The sequence below is a fragment of the Planococcus donghaensis MPA1U2 genome (assembly GCF_000189395.1).
In the GTDB taxonomy this organism is placed as follows: Bacteria; Bacillota; Bacilli; order Bacillales_A; family Planococcaceae; genus Planococcus; species Planococcus donghaensis_B.
Genome location: NZ_AEPB01000009.1, coordinates 26,916 through 49,827, shown reverse-complemented (window position 1 = coordinate 49,827; position 22,912 = coordinate 26,916). Strand labels below are relative to the sequence as shown.

The window sequence follows — 22,912 nt, the reverse complement described above, 5'->3', positions numbered from 1 at the left end:
AAAAATTTTTAAAATTAATATTTTGTATTTAATAATTGATTGTAAAATGACTACAAAAAACCGAGTACATCGCAAGTGCACTCGGTTTCTTTACTATATTATGTGTCTAGAAAGTTCTTGCCAATCAGTTCTCCTGAAGCAAAAATAAATGCTTCTACTAGACGAACTGAGTTTTCAAGATCATCCAAGTCGATAATTTCAATCGGTGTATGCGTATAACGTGAAGGAATAGAAACGACTCCTGTTGAGACCCCCGTTGAAGTCATATGAATTGCTCCAGCATCTGTCCCAATGCCCATAAAGATTTCCTGTTGATAAGGAATGTTATGTTCTTCAGCAACTTTCTCCAAAAGACTTGTAACCAGAGGATGTGAAATCAATGATTTGTCAGCGATTTTAATACATGGGCCACCCCCAAGTTTTCTCGTCCCTGTCATCAATACATCATACGTATCACTTGTTGGTGTCGTATCGACAGCCAATGCGAAGTCTGGCTTGATGTTTTGGGACAATACAGATGCACCTCTTAATCCTACTTCTTCTTGAACCGTGAAGACGCAGTAAATGTCTCCGTGGTTAGCTGTTTTGGTTGAATGAAGATTATTAATCAGTGCAATTAACACGGCGCAACCTGCACGGTCATCCAGCGCTTTACCGATTACACGATTACGCTTTTTGTCACCTGCCAATTTCAATTTACTTCCATAGCTTATTGGTTGGCCCACTTTGATCCCCATGTCTAGAACTTCTTGTGCTGAAGATGCACCCACATCGATGTATAAATCACGATGAGAATCAATTCGCTTTGGATCATCCCACTTTACATAGTGAACAGCCAAAGCACCAATTACCCCTTCAATATAACCCGCTGCACTTTTGATGGTAACCGGTTGTGCTAATAAAATCCGATTATCAAATCCGCCGAGCTGTTCAAAGCGCAGTGTACCATTCGGCTCGATTTTCTTAATAATAAAACCGATTTCATCTGCATGGGCTGCTAGTAAAATAGAGGGCATTTGTGGATCTGTCGCTTTTACTTTAGCAATCAAATTACCAAGTGAGTCGATTTCTAGTTGATCCACTTTATCTTGTATTTCTTCTTTGATAAAACGTTGAACATCTTGTTCAAAACCACTTGGCCCTACTAAATCACACAAATCTTTCAATAGTTTATACAAAATCCATCCACCTCAAATTATTGGTTTGATAAGTACACATCCGTCATTAAATCGTTGCTCATGGGATGTGGTTTATAACCTTCGACATAGTCACTTTGGGCAAGCGGTGGCGTCGTATACGCCAACATTACCCAAGGTGCGTCTTCCTGAAATAATTGTTGTGCTTCTTTATAAAGTTTAGTTCGCTTATCTTGATCAATGGTTTCACGAGCTTCCGTGATTAAAGATGTAAATTCATCACTCTTATAGAAGGCAATGTTTTGTGCGGGCACTTCTGCATTCGTTTTACTTAAATTTGGATACAAGAAATTATCAGGGTCTGCCATTACCCCTGTCCAACCATACATCGCCATACTATGCTTTCCGTTCTTAGTGTCTTCCAAGTACGTTGCCCACTCCATCGAAACAATTTCTGCTGTAATGCCAATTTCGGCCAAATCAGATTGGATTGCTTCAGCGATTTTCATCGGCTCAGGTAAATAAGGTCGCGGATTGCTCATTGTATATAATTCTGTCTCAAAACCATTTTCGAAACCAGCTTCCGCTAATAATTTTTTTGCTTCTTCGACATCGTAATCGTATTTCTCCAACTCCTTATTATGGCTCCATAATGAAGGAGGTAGCGGACTCGTTGCCGGATCTGCTAATCCATTATAAAAAGCATCGACGATTTCTTCTTTATTGATGGCCATGTTGATGGCTTTTCTCACCAATGGATCATCAAATGGTTCTTTTTCCATATTAAAAGCCATATACCCAATATTGAAACTTGGACGCTTTAGTAGTTCAAGGCCTTCTGTTTCTTCTACGATATTAGTATCGCCAGCATTCATCCCATCTAAAATATCAATTTCTCCAGTTTGTAATGCATTCAAACGAGCTGCATTTTCAGGAATCACTTGGTAAATAAGTTTATCCAAATAAGGTTTTCCTTCCATCCAGTAATTCGGATTTTTTACTAATGTGATGGTACTGTTACGACTCCATTCCTCAAATTGGAAAGGACCTGTTCCTACCGGGTGCTCATATAATTCCTCTCCATATTTTTCAATAGCAGCCGGACTAGCAATTCCGAACATGGAAATGGCTAAGTAACTAAGAAATGGAGCTGTTTTCCGTTTTAGTTTAATTTCAAGCTCATGATTGTCTGTCGCTATGACATGTTCGATTAAATGATTTTCGTCTCCTTTAAATCCTCCATAGAGAAATGGATAGTACGGAAAATCTCCTTGGTGATATGGATTTTCTGGATCCATCCATCGTTCAAAGTTAAAAACAACGGCTTCTGCATTAAAATCAGTTCCGTCGTGAAATTTAACTCCTTCCCGTAATTGGAACGTCCAAGTTAAGCCATCTTCACTAGAGCTATAATCTGTAGCCAGTTTCGGTTGCAATTCTAAATTGTCATCGTACTCCAATAATGTTTCAAAAACATTGTGGGTAATGCGGATGGATTCACCATCTGTTACATTGATTGGATCCAAGCCAACTGAGTCAGCCCCACGCCCATAAATCAATGTGCCACCTTGTTTATCTTCTTCCGTCATCTCTTTCCCACTGTTTTCTGAGCCTTTTTCTTCAGTACTTTCTGAGCAAGCAGCAAGTAATACTATTAACAGTAGTAAAAGATACATGGAACGCTGTAAATTTCTTTTCATTCTTTTCCCTCCAATATGTTTTTCGTTAACTTTTTCTACATAACGTAAGCAAACTTCGATAATAACAGACATTAAGAAGATAATTACTAGTATAATCATGTTTATGTGAAATTTCAAATAAATATTCAAAATTTTAAAAATAAATAAATTACTCGGAAATCCCCAATAGAAAACCACCCTACTTGTCTTCCGTAGGGTGGTTCGCGACATTAAAATTTTCTTACGTCCACTTTTTCATCTGTGTTATATGCTTGATTGATCACTTTAATTAGTTGTTCGATCTTATTCAATATGTCTAATGCTAGTAAACCGTTACCTTCTGCAGTCTTTGGATAACCAATAGACATGGTTCGCCGAACGAGTTGAGCATATAATTCAGCCTCTGTCAGTTCACGAGCAAACTCTTTTTCCGCAATATTCTTAATCAGTGCTAATGCGCCTGAAACATGCGGTGTCGCCATTGAAGTTCCTGAAAGGCTAGCGTACTTGCCGCCAGGAAATGTTGAATAAATATCGACTCCTGGAGCGACTAAATCGATTTCATCGTTCGTATTGCTGAAATTGGCAATTCGACGATTAAAATCCGCAGCCCCTACTTGAATCACTTCTCCGTAAGCTCCTGGATAAGCATATTCATTTGTATCGTATTTATTGTCTCCTTCGTTCCCAGCTGCACACACTACTGGAATTCCTGCATCTACAGCCCGTTTCACTACTGCATGCAACTCTTCAACATCTTCCGGACCACCTAAAGACATGGAAATGACATGGACACGTTCACCATTTGATCCTCTCCAATCAATTGCATACTGAATGCCGTCGATAATCCCTTGATAGTCTCCGCCACCTTCACCCGACAATACCTTTAAAATAAGGAGTTGTGCTTCTGGAGCTACACCTGCTATTCCTCCGCTTTCTCGATAAGAAGCAGCAACCGTTCCCGCAACATGTGTCCCATGACCATTGTTATCGTCAAAATTCGTCGCATCTGCATCGTAATCAGGCGTGAAGTTTTTCCCACCTACAATTCGACCTTCTAAATCAGGGTGATCAGGCTGACATCCTGTATCTAAAATCGCAATGATTTTCCCTTTTCCTCTTTCTGCCCATTGCCATACTTCTGGCGCTTGAATCATCCGTACGCCTCGAGGAATTCTTGGTGCTTGATCGGCGATTTCTTCTACTCGGTAAGGAATTAACTTTAGATTTGCCATTTAACTCGCTCCCTTTAGTTTCCGATTTTATTCTTACTGTCCTAATTCGGCGTGTTTTCGTTGAATCCTCTTTTCTCCCAATTGAAAAACCCGATGCATGTTCAACATCGAGTTTGCGTACTTTATAATTGTCTAAATCCACCTGTGTTTGCACGGACATTGACCTCTGAATATTTCTTGACATCAAGTTCTTTAGACAGCATCGTTCCAACCCATCCACCGATAAATCCAAGGGGTACAGAGAATAATGCCGGATTAGTTAATGGGAAAATTGGGTCTCCTACGAAAATCGCAGCACCCGCTACCGGATTCATCACACTCGGACTTAGAGACACCAGCACTAATGCCGATATTAATCCTGTTAGGATTGCCGATATTGCCCCTGTAGTATTAAATCGTTTCCAGAAAATCGTGTAAAGAATAACTGGTAAATTAGCACTCGCTGCAATACAGAATGCTAGAGACACGAGAAACGCTACATTTAGGCTTTGCGCAAAGATAGCCAATAAAATTGAAAACGCGGATACCCCAAGAGAAGCATAACGAGCTGCCAACATTTGCTGCCGTTCCGTTGCTTGACCTTTTTTAATGATTTGCCCATAAATATCATGAGCAAAAGCCGAAGCCCCAGTCAATACCAGACCCGCTACTACAGCAAGAATCGTTGCAAACGCGACTGCAGAAATAAACGACATTAAAATATCGCCACCCAAGGCTTGTGCCAATAGCGGTGCAGCCATATTCCCAGCAGGATTTGTTGAAGTGATTAAGTCAGACCCCACAAAAGCTGCAGCCCCGAAACCAAGGAAAATGGTCATGACATAAAAAATCCCCACAATCCAAGTTGCCCACATAACTGAGCTTCGGGCTGTTTTTGCATCTTTTACTGTGAAAAAACGCATTAAAATGTGTGGCAGTCCTGCTGTTCCGAGAACTAAGGCAAGCATGAGTGAAATGGTATCCAATGGGATTTTGTATTTAACTCCAGGACTTAAATACGCTTCACCATGAGGTGTTGCTGTCTTCATCTGCGTGAACATGTCTAAAATATTAAAATTGAAATTCTTCAGGACTAAGAACGATAAAATAACTGTACCAACCATCAATAACACTGCTTTGATAATTTGTACCCAGCTTGTCGCTGTCATCCCTCCAAATAATACATAGATGGTCATCATGATACCAACTAGCAAAACAGCCCATATGTAATCAATGCCAAACAGCAATTGAATCAATGCTCCTGCTCCAACCAATTGAGCAATCATATAGAATATGACAATTGTGATAGAACTTAATGCCGCTGCTCCACGAACTTTTTTAGCATTAAAGCGTGCATTGATCATATCAGCAAGCGTGTATTTCCCTAGATTACGTAGCGGTTCAGCAACGATAAAAAGAACCACTAAATAGGCAACCAGATAGCCGATAGAAAATAGGAACCCATCAAACCCAAACAAAGCGATGGCTCCTGCAATCCCTAGAAAAGAAGCTGCTGACAAATAATCTCCTGCAATGGCCAAACCATTTTGCCAGCCAGTCAGACCACCACCTGCTGTATAAAAATCACTAGCGGAATTCGTTCGTTTTGCTGCAAAATAAGTTATGACAAGGGTAATCCCAACGATAAAAATAAAAATAGAGATAACCGTAGCATTCATTTTGTGTCCTCCTCGTCATAATCAAATTCTTTTAACGTAGCTTTAGCCATTGCATCAAACTTTTCGGCTTTTTTCATGTAAACGGTTACAAGAATCCACGTCATAGCGAATAAAGAAAAAGCGAATACCCACACCCATGTTATGTCTCCAATGAAAGGCGCGTCCAACCAATTGGTATAGGAAATCACGATATTAAATAAGAGATAAAGCCCCAAAAATAATGCTGTTGTCGAGATTAGAAACTTTTTCTTCTTATGCATCAACTCTCTGAAACCGGGAGAGTTTTCGATTTTTTGAAAGTCTGGCTCCTTAACCACTGGCCTTTCATGCGTTACCTTTTTCTCTCCCCTCGCATTCTGCTGTGTGTCATTTGCTGTGATTACTTTCGTCACGTCTTTCACCCCTCGATTTTAGACTTTTCTGAATCTAAAAATAATTAAAGCACTTTTAATTTTCCACGTCAATCATTATAAGTAAAAAAATGTAAGGATAGTTCTTTTAACTCTATTACATAAAGGTTTTTATACGAATTTAGAGAATACAGTAGAATAGCTAAAACAAGAGGAGCCGATAATATGAAGAAATGGATGATTTATGGGGCGAATGGCTACACAGGTGAATTGATTGCTAGAGAAGCTGTAAAAAGAGGGTTTTCTCCTATACTCGCAGGACGTAGTGCTAATAAAATCCGGCCATTAGCCGAGGAACTGTCACTGGCATTTCAATCCTTTCCGTTAGATGAACAGGCAGCAAACCAATTAAAAGATATAGATTTGGTTCTTCACTGTGCCGGTCCCTTTGAACAAACTAGTAAACCGATGATTCAAGCATGTTTGCAAGCACAAACCCATTACCTCGATATTACAGGAGAAATTTCTGTATTCGAATATACTCATTCCCAACATGTTCACGCAGTGGAAAAAGACATTATCCTTTGTTCTGGCGTCGGCTTTGATGTTGTCCCGACAGACTGCACCGCTTTAAAGTTAAAAGAAGAATTACCTGATGCAATTGAATTATCTCTTGGTTTCGATTCGGATTCAGGCGTTTCACCAGGAACGTTTAAAACTATGATTCAAGGTCTCGGATCAAGTAGCATGCATAGAAAAAATGGTGTGCTAGAACCTGTCGCACTTGGCAGTCAGCATCGCACTATTGATTTCGGTCGAGGTTCGCGTTCGGCAATGGGAATTCCGTGGGGTGATGTTTCGACCGCATTCTATACGACAGGCATTCCGAACATTTCTACTTGGATACCAATGAGCAAGTCAAAAGTTCAAAGCGCTCGTTTAATGAAAATGGCGAGTCCGTTGTTTGCATCTGATTGGGTAAAAGAGAAATTGCAGAAACAAGTAGATCAGCGAGTAAAAGGTCCGAATGATGAATTTCGAGCGAATACGCCTGCTTACATATGGGGCGAAGCAAGAAATGCGGAGGGCTTTGTGAAAGTTGTGCGTATCCAAACTGCGAATGTTTACGACTTAACTGTTTATGGGTCACTTGATATTGTTCAACGTCTTTTAAGGGAAAAAATTGACGGCGGCTATTACACGCCCGCTGGTCTTTTCGGTTCTAGTTTAGTAGAAACATTACCAGGTTCAGGAGCCTTTGAAGTCGACACGTTTTTTCCTCGGTAAAAAGAGCCAAATTCGAATTATCGAATTTGGCTTTTTTCTATACAACTATTTATCCTTTATTAATTGCATCCGCTGGTTAAACAAGGTTGGGTACGACAAGAAACCAAGCATAACGCTTGTCACAGCAGCAGTTGTTAAGAGCAAGAACATAATAAGCAACTGAAATTGAACAGCTTGAATCGGGTCTGCCCCCGCAATAATTTGACCACTCATCATCCCAGGCAACTGAACAAGTCCTACGGTTTTCTGGCTTTCGATTGTCGGAATCATACTGGCTTTGATCGACGTGATTAATTGTCGATGAATTGCCTGTTTGGGCGTCCCTCCGAGCGATAAAATTAATTCGGTTTGATCTTGCTGCGACTCTACTTCTGCAGTAAAGCGATTCAAGAACAAGATGGATAGGACCATCGAGTTTCCGATGACCATGCCGCTAATCGGGATAATGTATTGCGCTGTTGCTGGTGTAATATTAAAGCCCAGTAAAATACTTTGCGTAAGTACTTCTACAGAGATTAACGTAACCGCCACTTTGGTCGTGATACCTTGAATCGCCGCTCCTTTTTTCTGCGCGTTATGCGTAGCTGCAACGACCATTAAACCAACCATCATGAAAATATAAAGTAAGCTGTCTGAATCAAAAACGAATTTCAAGACATAACCAACTGCCAATAATTGTACGATTGAGCGTAGCGTGGCAATGATTGTGTCTTTCTCTAATCCAAGCTTTAAGGTTTTAGACAGTATGAGAGGAATCAATACGAAAATTAAGGTAATCGACAACGTCAAATAGCTCATTCCGCTTCCCCCCTGACAAACCGTTTAACTTTATCATTTACCGGATCTTTAAGTAACTCACTTTCACCGGTTTCTACCACTTCACCGTCCATCATTACCCACGTATAATCCCCAATCTCAAGCGCTTGTTGCAAGTTATGAGTAATCCAAATAATCGTGGTGTGGTATTTCCGGTTGATTTTAACTATTAATTCTTCAATTTCTCTTAAAGAAGTACGATCTAAAGAAGACGTAATTTCATCGAGCAACAAAACTTCCGGTTTGTTGACAAGTGTTCTGGCAATGGAAACTTTTTGACGCTGCCCACCAGACAAATCTTTCACTTTTCGCTCAAGAAGCTCTTTTTCCAATCCGACATCATGCAACAATTCAAGCGCATCGTCTTTCGAGAGCGACTCTCCTTGAAGCTCTAGTGGCAGTGTTAAGTTTTCATACACGCTGCCTGTAATCATCGGCGCACTTTGAAGTGCAATTCCAACTAAGCGGCGCAGCTCCACTGGCTCATAGCTTTCAATCTCGCGATCTTTAATATACACTTCTCCCGATTGTGCAGATAATAGCCCATTGCACAATTTCAGTAAAGTCGTTTTCCCTGCTCCAGATGGACCGACTAACGTAGTAATTTTCCCTTCCGGAAAAGATCCGGTAATGCCTTTTAAAATCGGGTTTTTTCCAAATGAAAAATCCACATGATTAAAATGGATAGCCGGTTTATATTTTACAGACATCCATGTCACTTCCTTTCAGGCAGAAAAACAGCACACGTTTTATGGTGTGCTGCTTGGCTAGCTATTAATCTTCTAGTTTACGTTGTGCAAATTCATCATCCATTTTCAAGAAGTATTCTCCGCCTTCTTCAATGGCTTTTACTCTTGCAATAATATCACGGAACGATTTTTCTTCTTCCATTTGTTCTTCGATAAACCAATCTAAGAACGATAACGTCGCGTGTTCTTCTAACTCACCAGCTAATGTGACCAATGCATAAATATTGCTCGTTACGCTTTTCTCTTGAGCCAATGAATTTTCCAGAACATCTAATGCACTATTAAAATGATTTTTCGGTTCAGTTAACCCCTGCAACACCGGCTTCTCATCCATTGTCACTAAATAATGATAAAACTTCATCGCATGGTAATGTTCTTCTTTTGATTGGATTAAATAGAAGTTAGCAAAACCATGGTACCCTTTTTTCGAAAAATACGCCGCCATTGCCGTATACGCATGTGCCGCTTGCAATTCATTGTTGAACTGATCATTTAACGCATTTGTTAATTTTTCTGATAACATGTTTTATTCCTCCTATTTCTTATTTAGAATTATTATAATGTAGTTAATATAACACAACCTTCTTAAACAATCAAATTAAATGAGAATAATGAGTTTCAATTGAGAATGGATATCACCTATAGATAGACTATATCTTTATCTAACGATAATTATTATTATTTAAAACCTTCCGAGACTAATAACTTATTTTTAGTAACAAGATGTAGTACGATATTACTTAGATAGTCATGTAGGGGGAACTAAAATGACAACTATGAAGCTAGATCCAAAAGTATTTGCGATATTAAAAGAGAAAATTCAAATGATCCAAACTGATGAAGGCGCTGTATACCTAGTAGGTCCAATCCGGCTGCCTGTGAATTTATATGAAGAAACTTATGTATTCAACTGGTATTGCTGGTTGAGTCTTGATGAAGTTACCGAAGATTACGAGAGCATCATTGAAAAACTTAACTCAGCAAACCTTGCTGAATATCAGCAATCGAGTGTCCTTGTTTACGGAGATTTTGAAAACAATGAAGACGCATTAATTCGCATGCATTCGATTTGTCATACAGGTGATATTTTTGGCAGTAAACGTTGCGATTGTGGTTATCAACTAAAACAATCGATGAAACGAATTACCGACCACGGCACGGGTGCATTGTTTTATTTAGCCAATCATGAAGGGCGCGGCATTGGCCTCTTTAGTAAAGCAATGGCATATGTGCTACAAGAAAATGGCTATGATACCGTTGAAGCAAATGAAAAATTGGGGTATGTGGATGACTCTAGAAATTATGGTGACGCGATTGCTGTATTACAAGCACTTCGCACTAAACCTGTTACGTTAATGACCAACAACCCTAAAAAAGTCGATGCTATCGAAAAAGCTGGATTGCAAATTGCATCTAGAACCTCTCTATGGGGAGACGAATCCGAATACAATAAAGACTATTTGCAAACAAAAATCGATCGTTCTGGCCACCTTAAGGACGAGGAGGACATTATGCATGTCAAACCATGACTTTTATATGAACCTTGCTTTAACGAATGCACAAACCTTAAAAGGACAAACAGATCCTAACCCTCTCGTCGGTTCGGTTATCGTTAATGACAACCGAATTGTAGGTATTGGAACGCACCTTAAAGCTGGTGAGCCACATGCTGAAATTCATGCACTCCGCATGGCGGGTGACATGAGTCAAGGCGCTACTATTTATGTAACACTTGAACCTTGTTCTCATTTCGGTCGTACTGGTCCTTGCGCGCAAGCGATTATCGATGCAGGCATCGAAAAAGTGGTCATCGCAACTTTAGATCCAAACCCTATCGTTGCCGGAAATGGCGTACGAATGTTGAAAGAAGCAGGAATCGAAGTAATTGTGGGCGTTCGTGAAGAAGAAGCCATAAAGATGAACGAAGTTTTCAATAAATTCATCGTAACAAAAACTCCTTTTGTGACATTAAAAGCAGCATCTACACTTGACGGCAAAATCGCTACTCACTCTCTTGATAGTAAGTGGATTACAGCAGAAGAAGCACGATTAGATGTTCACTTAATGCGTAGTCAGCATATGGCCATTTTGGTTGGCGTCGGTACGGTTATCGAAGACGATCCTGAGTTGACGGCTCGTATTTCAAACGGCCGAAACCCAATTCGCATTGTACTAGACTCTACATTGCGGATTCCGCTCGATTCCAAACTTGTTACAGATGGGATTGTGGATACTTGGATTTTCACTAGTCAAAATTACGATGCAGAGAAACGACAAGCATTAGAAGAATTAGGCGTTTTGATATTCGAAACTAGTCACGATACGCAAGTAGATGTCATCGACGTTGTTCGCACGCTGGGTGAAAAAGGTATTTCTTCACTGTTTATCGAAGGTGGCGGCACGATCAATGCGGCATTCTTAGAAAATGACTTGATCGATAAAGTGGTGTTTTATTTTGCACCGAAACTTGTAGGCGGAAAACTGGCACCGACTTTTATTGAAGGAACAGGCGTAGAGTGGATGAAAGATGCCATAGAATTGCGCGATGGTGAATTCAGCAAAGTTGGGAAAGACTTTAAATTTACAGGTTATCCTGAAAAGCGAGGCAGCAAAAGATGAAATTTGGTTTTGATATAGACGATACCTTGATTAATTTGCGTGAATACGCCTTTCACTATTACCAAAAGCAATTAAACAAACCAGTAGATATTGCTGTTTTCCATAAGTTAAATCGTGTCGAAATACATGAAGCATTCGGATTGAGTGACGAAGAAGGTAAAAACATGTGGAACCGCTCGTTAAACTTTTTGTACTTTACTGACTGTCCATTGTATTCTGATGCACTCGAATTATTAACCCAACTCGAATCAGATGGGCACGAAATCTACTATATAACATCGCGTCCACCCGAATACACAGAGAGTACGTTTAACTGGATGGTTGAACAAGGCTTTCCTATCGCAAGAGAAAACTTTTTTTGTGGCATGAAAGATTCGGAAAAAGTGGATATCATTAAAAGTTTGCAGTTAGATTATTATTTTGATGACAAGCCAGCTGTCTTAAATACATTAACGGGTGAATCCGTTACCGTAATTGTTAAAGATCAATCTTATAACCGCCACCTCGATTTGCCCCGCGTTAAGAATTGGGATGAGTTGGGCGATTTGATAAATAGCGAATTAAAGTAAGTTTGTGTGCAGGCTGTAAAAAATTCGATCTATTCGAATTTTCTACAGTCTTTTTATTAAAAAGGATAAGGACTCGCTCTGGTCGCTTTGGGGATGGCTCTCGCCAAAAGCCAGGAAAACCATCTGTCTTTTAGCTTCGCCTACCCCATGGACGCGCCTTCGCTAGCGTTTGGTTCTTATTTTTCAATATAAAAACATCCTCTCTTCTTTAATATGTATGTAATTTTATATTAGAGATAGCAAAAACGAAGAGGTACTGGAATAAACTCATTCCAACACCTCTTTTATTTATACTATGCATATTCATCAGAATATAAGTATTTTATACACCTGAGTAAGCTAAAAAACCGCCATCTACAGGCACTGTAATTCCTGTTACGAAACCGGAATAACTTTCATCTATTAGCCACAACATAGTCCCTACTAAATCTTCAGGTTTACCAAAGCGCTTCATCGGCGTACTTGCCATGATTTTTCCAGAACGCGGTGTTAATGAACCATCAGGATAGGTCAATAAGTCTTTGTTCTGTTTTGTTAGGAAGAAACCGGGTGCAATCGCGTTGACACGCAAGTTTTCTTCTGCAAAATGGACAGCCATCCACATCGTAAAGTTATTGATAGCTGATTTAGCAGCACTATATGCCGGTACCTTTGTCATCGGTGCATAAGCACTCATTGAAGAAATATTTAAAATGACTGGTGATGTCTGCTTTAATAACTCTTTGCCGAAAACTTGGCTAGCTAAAAACGTACCAGTGAAGTTACTAGCGAATACGCGCGAGAAACCACCTTCTTCCAAATCAAAAAATGATTTTCCTGATGCTTGCTCTTCATGAATTTCAATGTCTGTAATAGCGTCTGGATGATTGCCTCCCGCACCGTTAATAAGGATATCGATTCGACCATAAGCTTCAAGGATTTGCTCTTTTGCTGCTTCTAAAGATTCTCGATTCAATACATCAGCAGCTACTGCAATCGCTTGTCCGCCCGCGCCATTGATTTCATCTGCTACATCTTGTCCTTTTTCAACTGTGCGGTTTAAGATGGCGACATTTACTTTTTGTTTGGCCAGTTGACGCGCCATTTCTGAACAAAGCACGCCACTTCCTCCAGTAATTACAGCTGTTCGTCCTACTATATTTTCATGAGTTGAAAACATGATATCCCCCTTTACTTTGTTTGGTATGCATCCCACAAGCCTAAAAGATACATAATTCCTAGTGCACGGTCGTATAAACCATATCCAGGTCTGCATTCTTCATTCCATATATGACGGCCATGATCAGGGCGCGCATATCCTGTGTAGTTTTGTTTTGATAATTCACGAACCACACCATTCAAATCGATAGAACCATCTTGAGTATAATGAGAGGTTTCGATAAAATCCCCGTTATCAAAAATTTTAACATTACGTAAATGAGCAAAAGGTGAATGTTTAGCGTATTTCGATGCTAAATCTACCATATTGTTTTCTGGGTTTGCACCCATCGATCCTGTACAAAATGTAATCCCGTTAGCCGGAGAATTAGAAATTGAAATTAGCCTCTCCCAGCTCTTTTCCCCTGTCATGATGCGGGGCAAGCCAAAAATTGACCATGGTGGATCATCCGGGTGAATAGCCATTTGAATACCACTCGCTTCTGCTATTGGCAAAATCGCTTTCAGGAAATAAGCGAGATTTTCCCACAGTTGTTCTTCATCCACTCCTTCATACGCTGCAAAAAGTTCTTGAATTCGAGCCATTTTTTCTGGCTCCCATCCTGGAAGTGTTAGGTCAGAAGCAGAAGCAACCGTTTCGATCAGCTCTGCTGGCTCTAAAGATTCGATCTTTTCTTTTTCAAAAAATAAAGCCGTTGAACCATCAGATAGCGGGTGATACAAAGAAGTTCGCGTCCAATCAAAGATTGGCATGAAATTATAGCAAATTACTTTAACACCTGCTTCGCCCAAATTGCGTATAGTTTCTTTGTAATTTTCAATATAATGATCGCGTTCTTCATTGCCCAGTTTAATGGATTCATGAACATTAACGCTTTCTACAACATCTGCATGAAATCCATAAGACTTAATGTATTCTACTTCTGAAGCTATTTCTTCTTTCGTCCAAACTTCTCCAGCAGGCTTCTGATGAAGTGCCCAAACTATTCCGTTTGTTCCTGGAATTTGTTTGATTTGTTCTAATTGCACGCTATCATTATCCCGTCCATACCAACGAAATGTAATATTCATGTGTGTCCTCCTCTGTTAAGTTAGTTTATTTAAATAAGCTTTAACTAATTCAGTAACTCCTTTTTCTCCAGTTGAACGATATGCTTTTGTTAAATCACTACCGATTCCAACTGCTACAGCACCCGCATCAAGCCATGCATTCATATTGTTAATATTGATGCCTCCGGTCGGCATAATGCGAACTTTAGGCAATGGCCCGTTAACTGACCCCACAAAAGAAGGTTCAAATCCATTTGCAGGAAACAGTTTGAGAACATCGCATCCCCATTCAGTAGCCTGTACCATTTCTTTAATTGTCATACAGCCTGGTAAGTAAGGTGCGCTATAGCGATTGCAGACTTTAGCAATTTCCAGATTGAAACTTGGACTTACAACAAATTCTGCCCCGTGTAATAATGCATGCCTAGCCGTTTCAGCATCTAGCACTGTACCTGCTCCAATTAACGCCGATGAATTCGCTAGTTTATCAAAAACATGAGCAACATTTGGCGTTGTATAAGTTAGTTCGATAGCTTTTAACCCACCATTAGCCGCAGCTTCTGCAATCGCGATTGCCTCGTCCGCATCTTTACCACGTACGACAGCAATAATTTTGGCATCTAAAATCCGTTGGTATACTTCCATTTTAGGTAACATCTACATTTCTCCTCACTCAAATACGATTAATGCTTTTCTTACTTTATCCGGATTATTTTCAACAAACTGAAATGCTTCTTGTACGTCACCCAACGAAAACTTATGTGTGATTAATCCACCTGACTTTAATGCACCACTGTTCATAAGACTTATAACTTTTCCGAATTGATTGGTTTGTAACCTTGAACCAACGATGTTAATTTCTTTTTTTGTAATCGGTAATTGCGCAATTGCAGAAGGTCTCTCGTCAAATCCAAGAATAACGACACTGCCCGATGGTGAAACTACATCAATACTCAGCTCTACTGTAGCTGGGAGCCCTACTGCATCAATTACCACGTTGACTCCTTCATCAGAAGTCAATTCGAGCAGGCGATCTTTTATAGATTCCTTGCCTGCATGAATGACTTCATCTGCGCCGCTTGTTTTCGCAAAAGTTAACCGTTCTTCATTTAAATCCGTCATATAAACGGTCGCACCTGCAATTTTAGCAAGCTTTAAAACACAAATGCCGATAGGTCCGCAACCTTGAATTAATACCGTGTCGCCTTTTTCAACGTTTCCACGCCATACTGCTTGGGCTCCAATAGTAAATGGTTCTGCCAAAACCGCTTCATCCCACTCTAATTCCGAATTTACAGTATGTAACTGTTTTTCAGGCAATACGATAAATTCACGCATGCCACCATCTTCATGAACACCAAAAACAGATAGTTTTCCACAGACATTTGGACGACCTTTTTTACAAGCGTAACACTCGCCACAGTAATTAATCGGCTCTACTACAACACGATCGCCAATCTTTAAGTGTTCAACAGCAACACCAACTTCTATTACTTCACCGGTTACTTCATGTCCCACAACGCGTGGTAAAGTGGCTAGTGGATTCGTCCCGTGGTAAATATGCATGTCTGAACCACATATACCTACGCGTTTTACCTTGACCAAAACCTCATTTTTTCGTTGAATTTCTGGTTTTTTCTGTTCGATGATTTGTATTTTATGGGCTTCTGGAACTTGGACTGCTTTCATTTCACAACCGCCTATTCAAATAAATTTGGTAAGAATAACGTAATTTGAGGCACAAATGCGACTAGCATCAATACTGCTAAACTGACCCCTAAAAATGGCAACAATTCTCTCGATGTTTTTCCAATAGATACTTTTCCGATTTGAGACGCGACAAAGAGACAAACGCCTACCGGTGGGGTTACCAATCCAATCACCAAATTCAAAACCATCATGACGCCAAACTGAATAGGGTCCATTCCGACTGTTAACGCAACTGGCAACAAGACAGGGAACAAAATAACTAAAGCCGCAATAGTTTCCATGAACGTTCCTACAAAAAGGAGCAGCAAGTTGATTAATAAGATGACGATAATCGCATTCGTTGAAATACCCAGAATCGATTCCGCAACTAATTGTGGAATTTGTTCGCGTACCATAATCCACCCAAACAAATTAGCAAATCCCACTAACAACATAATCGATGCAGTTGCTGTCATAGAAGACAGCATAATTTCTGGTATTTTCTTAATCGGTAATTCTCTGTATACAAAAATCCCAATAACAAAAGCATAAAGAACCGCAATAACAGATGCTTCTGTTGGTGTAAAGAATCCACCTAAAATCCCGTAAAGAATAATGAACGTCATTAATAATGCCCAAAAAGCTCCTGTAAAGCTTTTCCAAATCACTTTAAGCGGCTGGCGATCACCTTTCGGATAATTTCGTCTAACTGAAATAAGATAAGTTGGAATCATTAATCCAACTCCAAGAAGAAGCCCTGGAAGTGCACCCGCTAAAAATAGATCCCCGATAGAAAGTGAGGCCAAAGTTCCAACAATAATCATTGGTAGAGAAGGTGGAATAATTGGGCCCACTGTCGATGAAGACGCCGTTACAGCGGCTGAAAACCCTGAACCGTAACCCTCTTTTTTCATTGCAGGTATTAAAATAGAACCAATGCTCGCCGTATCTGCAAGTGCGGTTCCTGATATTCCGGCAAAGCCCATGGAAGCTCCGACATTCGCGAGCCCCAAGCCACCTCGGATATGACCAAAAAGGTCGTTAGCAAACTTAATGATTCGTTGAGTGATTCCACCCGCATTCATTAAATTTCCAGCAAGAATAAATCCTGGGATACATAACAGCACAAATGAGTTTAATCCCCCGAACATTCGTTGTGGAATGATATTGAGTGGAATACCTGCCATCATTAGATAGATAAATGAGGCTAACCCTAAACTAAAAGCAACCGGTACCCCGAGGAAAATTAAAGCGATAAAGGATACAAAAAGTAATGTAGCCATCAGTTATCGTCACCTCCATAATTCTGACTATAATTTTGTTTATTTTTTATGAGGTCGACAATTTTTATGACAGCATAAAATACTAAAAATACGCTCATGATCAGCAAAGATGCATGAACAACTGACATTTGAAAAGGCATAGTCGCAGAACGTTGCTTGTCGCCTAGTAACGTAAAATTATAACCTTGAATAACCATTACCAAACTTAATAAAATAATTGTGAGATAAATGATTACTTCATAGTACCTGCGGAAGTTATCAGACATTCGGTTAAGAATCATGTCCACATTGATGAATTCATTTCGCATTAAGGCTAATGGGGCACCAAAACTAATACCGTATAGGAAAAGGTACCTTGTCAATTCTTCTGTCCAAATAAAGGACATAGGCGTAAACCGTGAAACGATTTGAATCGTAACAATAATGATAACCCCTGCGAAGCTGAGGACTGTCAAAAAAGCGAGTGTGCTATCAATCAATTTCCGGAAATTGGACATCCGAATTCATTCCTTCCTCAATGGAAAGGCACATTTGGCCATAGCAGCCAAATATGCCCTACTCACATATTATTCAACTGCAAGGATTTGTTTGTATAATTCTAGTTGCTCTGATGATAATGAAGCCTCAACAGCTGGTGTCATTACTTCACGGAATGCATCTTGATCAACATCTACAAATTCCATACCTGCATCCATCAAGTCTTGTTCTACTGCAGCAATTTCCGTTTCATAAAGATCTTCACCAAAGATTTGTGCTTCTGCAGCAGCATCTTGAACCACTTGTTTCAAGTCGTCAGAAAGTGCATCGTATTGTTCATTTCCTACTAAAATGTATATCCATGAGTAAACATGTTCAGTACGGTTTACAAAGTCTTGAACTTCAGCCAAGCCACCACTTTTGATCAAGTCTACCGGGTTTTCTTGACCATCAATTACACCTTGTTGCAATCCAGTAAATACTTCGTTAAAATCCATTACTTGTGGAGATGCACCAGCAGCTTGCCATACATCCAAGAATAACGGGACGTTTGGTACACGCATACTAAATCCTTTCAAGTCATCTGGAGAAGTAATTGCTTTATTCGATGTTAAATTACGTGGGGCGCGTGTATGGTAGTAAAGAGCTTTTAATCCCGCTTCTTCACCAATTTCTTGTTTGATTTGTTCGCCAATCTCACCTTCAATCACAGACTTTACATGCTCTAGATCACGGAAGGCATAAGGTACTGCCATCAAAGCCGCATTAGGAGCCCAGTTTTGTAGTGTTTCACCTGAAATAACCATGTCCGCTGTCCCTGCTTGGATTGAGTTGATCGTATCTGTTTCGCCACCAAGCGAGTTATTCGGATAAATGGTAATTTCCATTTGACCATCTGACTTTTCTTCTACTAGTTCTTCAAACTTCAAAGCAGTTTTGTGCCAAATATGATTTTCATCAGCTAAATGTCCAAAACGCCACTCAACTTTGTCGCCTGACTCTGAACCGCTTTCTTCTGATGTTTCATTTGAACCGCAAGCTCCTAATACTAATACAGATGCAAAAATTCCTGTTAACCATTTCTTTTTCATTTTCTATTCTCCCCTTTTATGTTTATTTTTTTAAATACTCATAAGTAGTTGCAGCAATTCGTACGCCTTCTTGTCTGTTGCGCTCTTCATTTTTTTGCTCAATTTCTCCTGGTACTAGAACATTTTCAAACTCTTTTACAGCCGGAACTTCTCGGATTTCATTTATCATTTTGTCCACTTGCTCCAAAAAAACTCCGATATCCGTGAAATAAGAAGGATTAATCACACAAAAGTAATGACCTAGCTTTCTTTTCCTCTCGAATTCTTTATACATTGGAGAAATATGAGGACCAAACGCCATACCTGCAAGTAAACCTGAAAAAATATCAACAATTATAGATAAGCCAGAACCTTTCGGACCACCAAATGGCGTTAAGGATACAACTTTCGCCGGATCGGTAACGGATGCACCTGTTTCATCGACTCCCCATCCGTTGGGAATTTCTTTACCTTCTTCTTTATGCTGAAGAATTTTACCTAACGCAACATTTGAAGTAGCCATATCCAAAATAAACGGCTTTTCGAGTTTTCCAGGTATTCCATAAGCTATTGGATTTGTACCCAAAAAAGATTCCTTCCCTCCAAATGGCACTACAATTTTATCGGTATGAGTCATCGCTATGCCAATTAGTTTATGGTTTGTCGCGTTTTCTACAAAATAACTAAGTGCCCCACAATGACTGCTGTTCATTACCGTTACCATACCTACTCCATTTTCTTTAGCCATCTCAATCGCATGATTTATAGCACGATCGGCAACAATATGACCAAACCCATCATCTCCATCGACCACACCCGTCGATGGACCAGTTCGGTTAAATACAATAGTAGGGGTGGGGTTAATGCCACCTGCATTGAGACGTTTCATATAATGCTCCGTCCGAAGTGCACCATGCGAGTTCACACCTCGTAAATCTGCATGAACAAGAACTTCAGCGACTTTAGTAGCATGCTCTGAGCTAACACCAGCACTTACCAGCTTTTCTTCGATTAGTTTTTGAACTTCTTGAAACGGTACAGTTACTGTAGCCACAGCTTTCCTCCTGTTCTAAGAAACTCTATTCTTCGTTTACTATTACTTAACGCTCAATCACTTTGTTGCCATTAATAAAGTTCTCGACTTCCTCTAAATAAGGAAGCCCTTCGTTATCTCCAGTGACAGTAGTAACAAGTCCACCTACACAATTTGCGAAGCGCAATAAGGTTTCTTTATCAAAATTATTTAATACACCATATATGTAACCTGCATCAAAGCCATCGCCTGCACCCACAGTATCTACAGGTGTCACCGAAAATCCTGATGCTTTAATCCATTTTCCGTTTCTATACAATTTCGATCCTTTTTCTCCGTCTTTAATAACGAAATCGTGTATAGCAAATTTTTCAGTATATGTTACTAGGTCTTCTAAGGTTTCTTTACCTGAAACCATTTGAATTTCATCTAATCCCGTTAATAAAATATCTACTTGTGGAAAAATCATTTCATAAGCTTCCCGCGCTTTTTCAATACTCCATAGTTTCAAGCGAATGTTCGGATCAAAAGACACCAAAATATCTTTTTGTTTGGCTATAGTTAGTATTTTTTTTGCGATTGCCAAGTTTTTTTCCCCAAGCGCTAAGTAAACTCCAGTTAAATGAACTACTTGAATGCCGTCGAATATTTCTTCTGTAATGTCATCTTCTGTAAGAGATTCGATAGGAGATGGTGTTCGGTAATAGTAAGTTTTCCCTGAACCACTTGCATGAATCTCTTTGAAATTAACTGAGGTTGGGACACCTTCAACAAAACTAACGGATGAAACATCAATACCTTCACCACGCGCAAAATTATAAATGACTTGTCCAAATTCATCTTTTCCCAACCTGCTAATCCACTTACTATTAAGCCCTAATCTTGCACAGCCAATCGCAAAGTTCATTTCAGCACCACCGACTTTACGCTCAAATTGCGTTACATACTTTAGTGGTCCGGTCGTCATAGGATTCATCGTAATCATGGCATCCCCAATTGTTAATACGCCCAACTCTTTAAGCAAAAACCTCACCCCCCTTTCTTTATATTGATTCTCGTTCTACCAAAATTGGCTGATACCGTTTTTCTTCGTAGTGATCTTTGAAATCTTTGCTAACAATTAATTGCAATAGTGTGTCAGCTGCGTTTTGCCCTATTTCAAAAGTCGGTTGCTTAATTACTGAAATCGGTGTTGTAGCCATTTCAAGAAATGGTGAGTCATCAATTGCTATCACACCGATATCCTCTGGAATAGCCAAGTTATTTTTTTTGATAAACTTCAACAACTCTATTAAAGCTAAATCGTTTGTAGCAAAAAAAGCTTCTGGTCGATTGCCCGAATCCCATAAATGTTGAAGCTTACTTCCAATTTCTTGACGCTTCTCAGCTACAATCCAATCTTCTTCTATACTCAAACCATGTGTTACTAATGTCTTTCTAAAGCCTTTGATCCGCTCAACACGGGGTGTTACGTTTTGCGCAATAGAAGTAGATACTAAACCGATTTTGCTTCGGCCTTTTTTTACCAATAGATCTACCGCTATTTGTGAAGCGCTTTCATTATCTAGCAACAAGGTCGGAAAAATCGGTTCATTGATAACGCGGTCAACAAAGACAATTGGAAATTCCGCATTTTTTAATTGCTTATAATAATCGTTATTGCCATTTGTCGGAAAAATGATTAAACCATCAACTTGTTTTGCTACCAACATATCAATATACGATCGTTCTTTTGTTGGTTGATCATCTGCGTTACACACAAATAAGTGAAATCCGTTTTTCTCACATTCATCCTCGATTGCTCGAATAATTTCTGTAGAAAATGTATGAAGAATATTGGCTACTATCACACCGATTGTTCCAGTTTTTTTCTGTTTTAAACTTTTAGCTATGTGATTTGGAATATAACCTAATTCCTTAATAGCTTCTTCAACTCTATGTTTGGTCGCTATACTCATAAACTCAAAACGACTATTTATATACTGGGAAACAGTACTTTTGGAAACCCCTGCTTTTAGCGCTACATCTTGCATTGTTATTTTCTTCATTTTTCCTCCTATTACTAAACCGGTTTAGTAAGCCGTTTAGGAAATTATAATTGAAATAATTTTAGAAATCAATAGTTTTTTCAGTTAATTTAAAATAGTTGTCAAAATACTCAAAAATCAGCATTTTCTCTAGTAATTAAAAAACTATCACCCAAAGGTCAGTTTATGACCTTTGGGTGATAGTTTTTTCTATTCAACCAAATCTTCTTCGCTTAAATGACATTGTCCGAAAGCATCGTCTAATGTGTCATATCTCCCCAAGCGATGGACTTTTCCATTTCTCATTTGCATATACGTGTAGATCGTGACATGTCCACTTTGGTTTTCCCATGTAGCTTTTTGAACACAAATTACTTCGTCACCTTTCACGTAGTAGTCTTGTGTCTCCATATGAATACCTGACTGCTCAATCCACTTCCGTAAAATATCATGGCCTTCTGCAACTCCTCTGGGTCCGACCAATTCAATATGCGGATCTGAAACTTCTAGTACGGCGTTAATGTTTTTGTCGTTCACATTTTCAATCCATTGTTTTGCAATGTTGATGGTGTTCTCCATTTTCTTTTCTCCTCTCTTATCACATGCATATACGTTTCTACATAGCTCTATAAAGTCGAAAAAGAAGACAGGAAAAAACCTATCTTCTTTAGTAATTCTCGTTTTTCAATTTTTTAAACGTTTTTACGAATTTATCTGGGTCTGTGTAGATCATATACGTCAGTACACCACGATGTGTATGAAGGTATAGCAATCTAGCTTCTGAAGAAAACGATTTGTAAGAGATATCCCATACATTCGCAACATGAAATTGTGTGCCTGGTGTTATTAACGTATCTCTATATAGGTCAATATTGCGTTCAGTTTCAACGATTTTCATTTCGCCAGCTTCTATGGAACGTTCTGTATCGATGTACGTGATGGATGACAATAATTTCATATGATCCACTGGCATTCCTCCTAAGGAGCTTTTAAAGCAGTTTATCGTAGAAAGAACCGTTTAAGCAAA

General features: G+C 39.4%; 24 protein-coding genes. 4 read left to right on the top strand and 20 right to left on the bottom strand.

What is annotated here, in order from left to right:
• Positions 1 to 98: 98 nt before the first annotated feature.
• The 5 genes from GPDM_RS02830 to GPDM_RS02810 form a co-directional block, all read right to left on the bottom strand.
• Positions 99 to 1,178, bottom strand: coding sequence for a M42 family metallopeptidase (locus GPDM_RS02830; protein ID WP_008428760.1), 1,080 nt, complete (start codon positions 1,176 to 1,178; stop codon positions 99 to 101).
• A gap of 17 nt (positions 1,179 to 1,195) precedes the next feature.
• On the bottom strand, positions 1,196 to 2,836 hold the full coding sequence (locus GPDM_RS02825; RefSeq protein ID WP_039862799.1) for an ABC transporter substrate-binding protein: 1,641 nt from the start codon (positions 2,834 to 2,836) through the stop codon (positions 1,196 to 1,198).
• Positions 2,837 to 3,045: 209 nt separating this feature from the next.
• The gene (locus GPDM_RS02820; protein ID WP_008428757.1) at positions 3,046 to 4,050 is read right to left on the bottom strand and encodes a S8 family peptidase; all 1,005 of its coding nucleotides are present in this window, start codon (positions 4,048 to 4,050) and stop codon (positions 3,046 to 3,048) included.
• 122 nt (positions 4,051 to 4,172) lie between these two features.
• On the bottom strand, positions 4,173 to 5,708 hold the full coding sequence (locus tag GPDM_RS02815) for a solute symporter family protein (RefSeq protein ID WP_008428756.1): 1,536 nt from the start codon (positions 5,706 to 5,708) through the stop codon (positions 4,173 to 4,175).
• The gene (locus tag GPDM_RS02810; RefSeq protein ID WP_008428754.1) at positions 5,705 to 6,100 is read right to left on the bottom strand and encodes a DUF485 domain-containing protein; all 396 of its coding nucleotides are present in this window, start codon (positions 6,098 to 6,100) and stop codon (positions 5,705 to 5,707) included. The genes GPDM_RS02815 and GPDM_RS02810 overlap by 4 nt, the downstream gene beginning before the upstream one ends.
• A 183-nt stretch (positions 6,101 to 6,283) precedes the next feature.
• On the opposite strand from GPDM_RS02810, the gene GPDM_RS02805 reads away from it, so the two are divergent.
• A complete protein-coding gene (locus tag GPDM_RS02805; RefSeq protein WP_008428752.1) occupies positions 6,284 to 7,345 on the top strand; it encodes a saccharopine dehydrogenase family protein in 1,062 nt (353 codons plus the stop codon).
• 45 nt (positions 7,346 to 7,390) lie between these two features.
• Here the strand turns inward: GPDM_RS02805 and GPDM_RS02800 are convergent, their stop codons facing one another.
• The 3 genes from GPDM_RS02800 to GPDM_RS02790 all read right to left on the bottom strand — a co-directional run bounded on the left by GPDM_RS02800 (position 7,391) and on the right by GPDM_RS02790 (position 9,433).
• The gene (locus GPDM_RS02800; RefSeq protein WP_008428750.1) at positions 7,391 to 8,143 is read right to left on the bottom strand and encodes an ABC transporter permease; all 753 of its coding nucleotides are present in this window, start codon (positions 8,141 to 8,143) and stop codon (positions 7,391 to 7,393) included.
• Complete coding sequence (locus GPDM_RS02795; protein WP_008428748.1) at positions 8,140 to 8,871, bottom strand: ABC transporter ATP-binding protein; 732 nt, start codon at positions 8,869 to 8,871, stop codon at positions 8,140 to 8,142. Before GPDM_RS02795 ends, GPDM_RS02800 begins: the two co-directional genes overlap by 4 nt.
• Before the next feature lie 64 nt (positions 8,872 to 8,935).
• Positions 8,936 to 9,433: a ferritin gene (locus GPDM_RS02790; protein WP_008428746.1), complete on the bottom strand. Its 498-nt coding sequence runs from the start codon at positions 9,431 to 9,433 to the stop codon at positions 8,936 to 8,938.
• Between the two features lie 244 nt (positions 9,434 to 9,677).
• Here GPDM_RS02790 and GPDM_RS02785 point away from each other — a divergent pair, with 244 nt between their 5' ends.
• From GPDM_RS02785 to GPDM_RS02775, 3 genes are read left to right on the top strand one after another with little or no spacing between them, the layout of a single operon-like run.
• Complete coding sequence (locus GPDM_RS02785; RefSeq protein WP_008428744.1) at positions 9,678 to 10,439, top strand: GTP cyclohydrolase II; 762 nt, start codon at positions 9,678 to 9,680, stop codon at positions 10,437 to 10,439.
• Positions 10,426 to 11,529: a bifunctional diaminohydroxyphosphoribosylaminopyrimidine deaminase/5-amino-6-(5-phosphoribosylamino)uracil reductase RibD gene (gene ribD, locus GPDM_RS02780; RefSeq protein ID WP_008428742.1), complete on the top strand. Its 1,104-nt coding sequence runs from the start codon at positions 10,426 to 10,428 to the stop codon at positions 11,527 to 11,529. Before GPDM_RS02785 ends, ribD begins: the two co-directional genes overlap by 14 nt.
• Positions 11,526 to 12,098, top strand: a complete 573-nt coding sequence (locus tag GPDM_RS02775) for a 5' nucleotidase, NT5C type (RefSeq protein WP_008428740.1) — start codon at positions 11,526 to 11,528, stop codon at positions 12,096 to 12,098. The genes ribD and GPDM_RS02775 overlap by 4 nt, the downstream gene beginning before the upstream one ends.
• 322 nt (positions 12,099 to 12,420) lie before the next feature.
• Here the strand turns inward: GPDM_RS02775 and GPDM_RS02770 are convergent, their stop codons facing one another.
• The 12 genes from GPDM_RS02770 to GPDM_RS02715 all read right to left on the bottom strand — a co-directional run bounded on the left by GPDM_RS02770 (position 12,421) and on the right by GPDM_RS02715 (position 22,858).
• Positions 12,421 to 13,257, bottom strand: a complete 837-nt coding sequence (locus tag GPDM_RS02770; protein WP_008428739.1) for an SDR family oxidoreductase — start codon at positions 13,255 to 13,257, stop codon at positions 12,421 to 12,423.
• 11 nt (positions 13,258 to 13,268) lie between these two features.
• Positions 13,269 to 14,327 (bottom strand): mannonate dehydratase, encoded by a 1,059-nt coding sequence (uxuA, locus tag GPDM_RS02765; protein WP_008428737.1) that lies wholly within the window; start codon positions 14,325 to 14,327, stop codon positions 13,269 to 13,271.
• Positions 14,328 to 14,342: 15 nt separating this feature from the next.
• Positions 14,343 to 14,963: a bifunctional 2-keto-4-hydroxyglutarate aldolase/2-keto-3-deoxy-6-phosphogluconate aldolase gene (locus GPDM_RS02760; protein ID WP_008428735.1), complete on the bottom strand. Its 621-nt coding sequence runs from the start codon at positions 14,961 to 14,963 to the stop codon at positions 14,343 to 14,345.
• A gap of 12 nt (positions 14,964 to 14,975) precedes the next feature.
• Complete coding sequence (locus tag GPDM_RS02755; RefSeq protein ID WP_008428734.1) at positions 14,976 to 15,995, bottom strand: zinc-binding alcohol dehydrogenase family protein; 1,020 nt, start codon at positions 15,993 to 15,995, stop codon at positions 14,976 to 14,978.
• Positions 15,996 to 16,006: 11 nt separating this feature from the next.
• Complete coding sequence (locus GPDM_RS02750) at positions 16,007 to 17,281, bottom strand: TRAP transporter large permease (protein WP_039862797.1); 1,275 nt, start codon at positions 17,279 to 17,281, stop codon at positions 16,007 to 16,009.
• The gene (locus GPDM_RS02745; protein WP_008428732.1) at positions 17,278 to 17,775 is read right to left on the bottom strand and encodes a TRAP transporter small permease; all 498 of its coding nucleotides are present in this window, start codon (positions 17,773 to 17,775) and stop codon (positions 17,278 to 17,280) included. The genes GPDM_RS02750 and GPDM_RS02745 overlap by 4 nt, the downstream gene beginning before the upstream one ends.
• Positions 17,776 to 17,844: 69 nt before the next feature.
• A complete protein-coding gene (locus tag GPDM_RS02740) occupies positions 17,845 to 18,846 on the bottom strand; it encodes a TRAP transporter substrate-binding protein (RefSeq protein WP_008428731.1) in 1,002 nt (333 codons plus the stop codon).
• Between the two features lie 22 nt (positions 18,847 to 18,868).
• Entirely contained in the window at positions 18,869 to 19,879 is a 1,011-nt protein-coding gene (allD, locus tag GPDM_RS02735; protein ID WP_008428730.1) for an ureidoglycolate dehydrogenase, read from the bottom strand.
• 46 nt (positions 19,880 to 19,925) lie between these two features.
• Positions 19,926 to 20,843: a sugar kinase gene (locus tag GPDM_RS02730; protein ID WP_050789193.1), complete on the bottom strand. Its 918-nt coding sequence runs from the start codon at positions 20,841 to 20,843 to the stop codon at positions 19,926 to 19,928.
• A 58-nt stretch (positions 20,844 to 20,901) separates the two neighbouring features.
• The gene (locus GPDM_RS02725) at positions 20,902 to 21,906 is read right to left on the bottom strand and encodes a LacI family DNA-binding transcriptional regulator (protein ID WP_008428728.1); all 1,005 of its coding nucleotides are present in this window, start codon (positions 21,904 to 21,906) and stop codon (positions 20,902 to 20,904) included.
• 189 nt (positions 21,907 to 22,095) lie between these two features.
• Entirely contained in the window at positions 22,096 to 22,464 is a 369-nt protein-coding gene (locus tag GPDM_RS02720) for a nuclear transport factor 2 family protein (RefSeq protein WP_008428727.1), read from the bottom strand.
• An 88-nt stretch (positions 22,465 to 22,552) separates the two neighbouring features.
• Positions 22,553 to 22,858 (bottom strand): hypothetical protein, encoded by a 306-nt coding sequence (locus tag GPDM_RS02715; RefSeq protein WP_237704125.1) that lies wholly within the window; start codon positions 22,856 to 22,858, stop codon positions 22,553 to 22,555.
• Between the last annotated feature and the right edge of the window lie 54 nt (positions 22,859 to 22,912).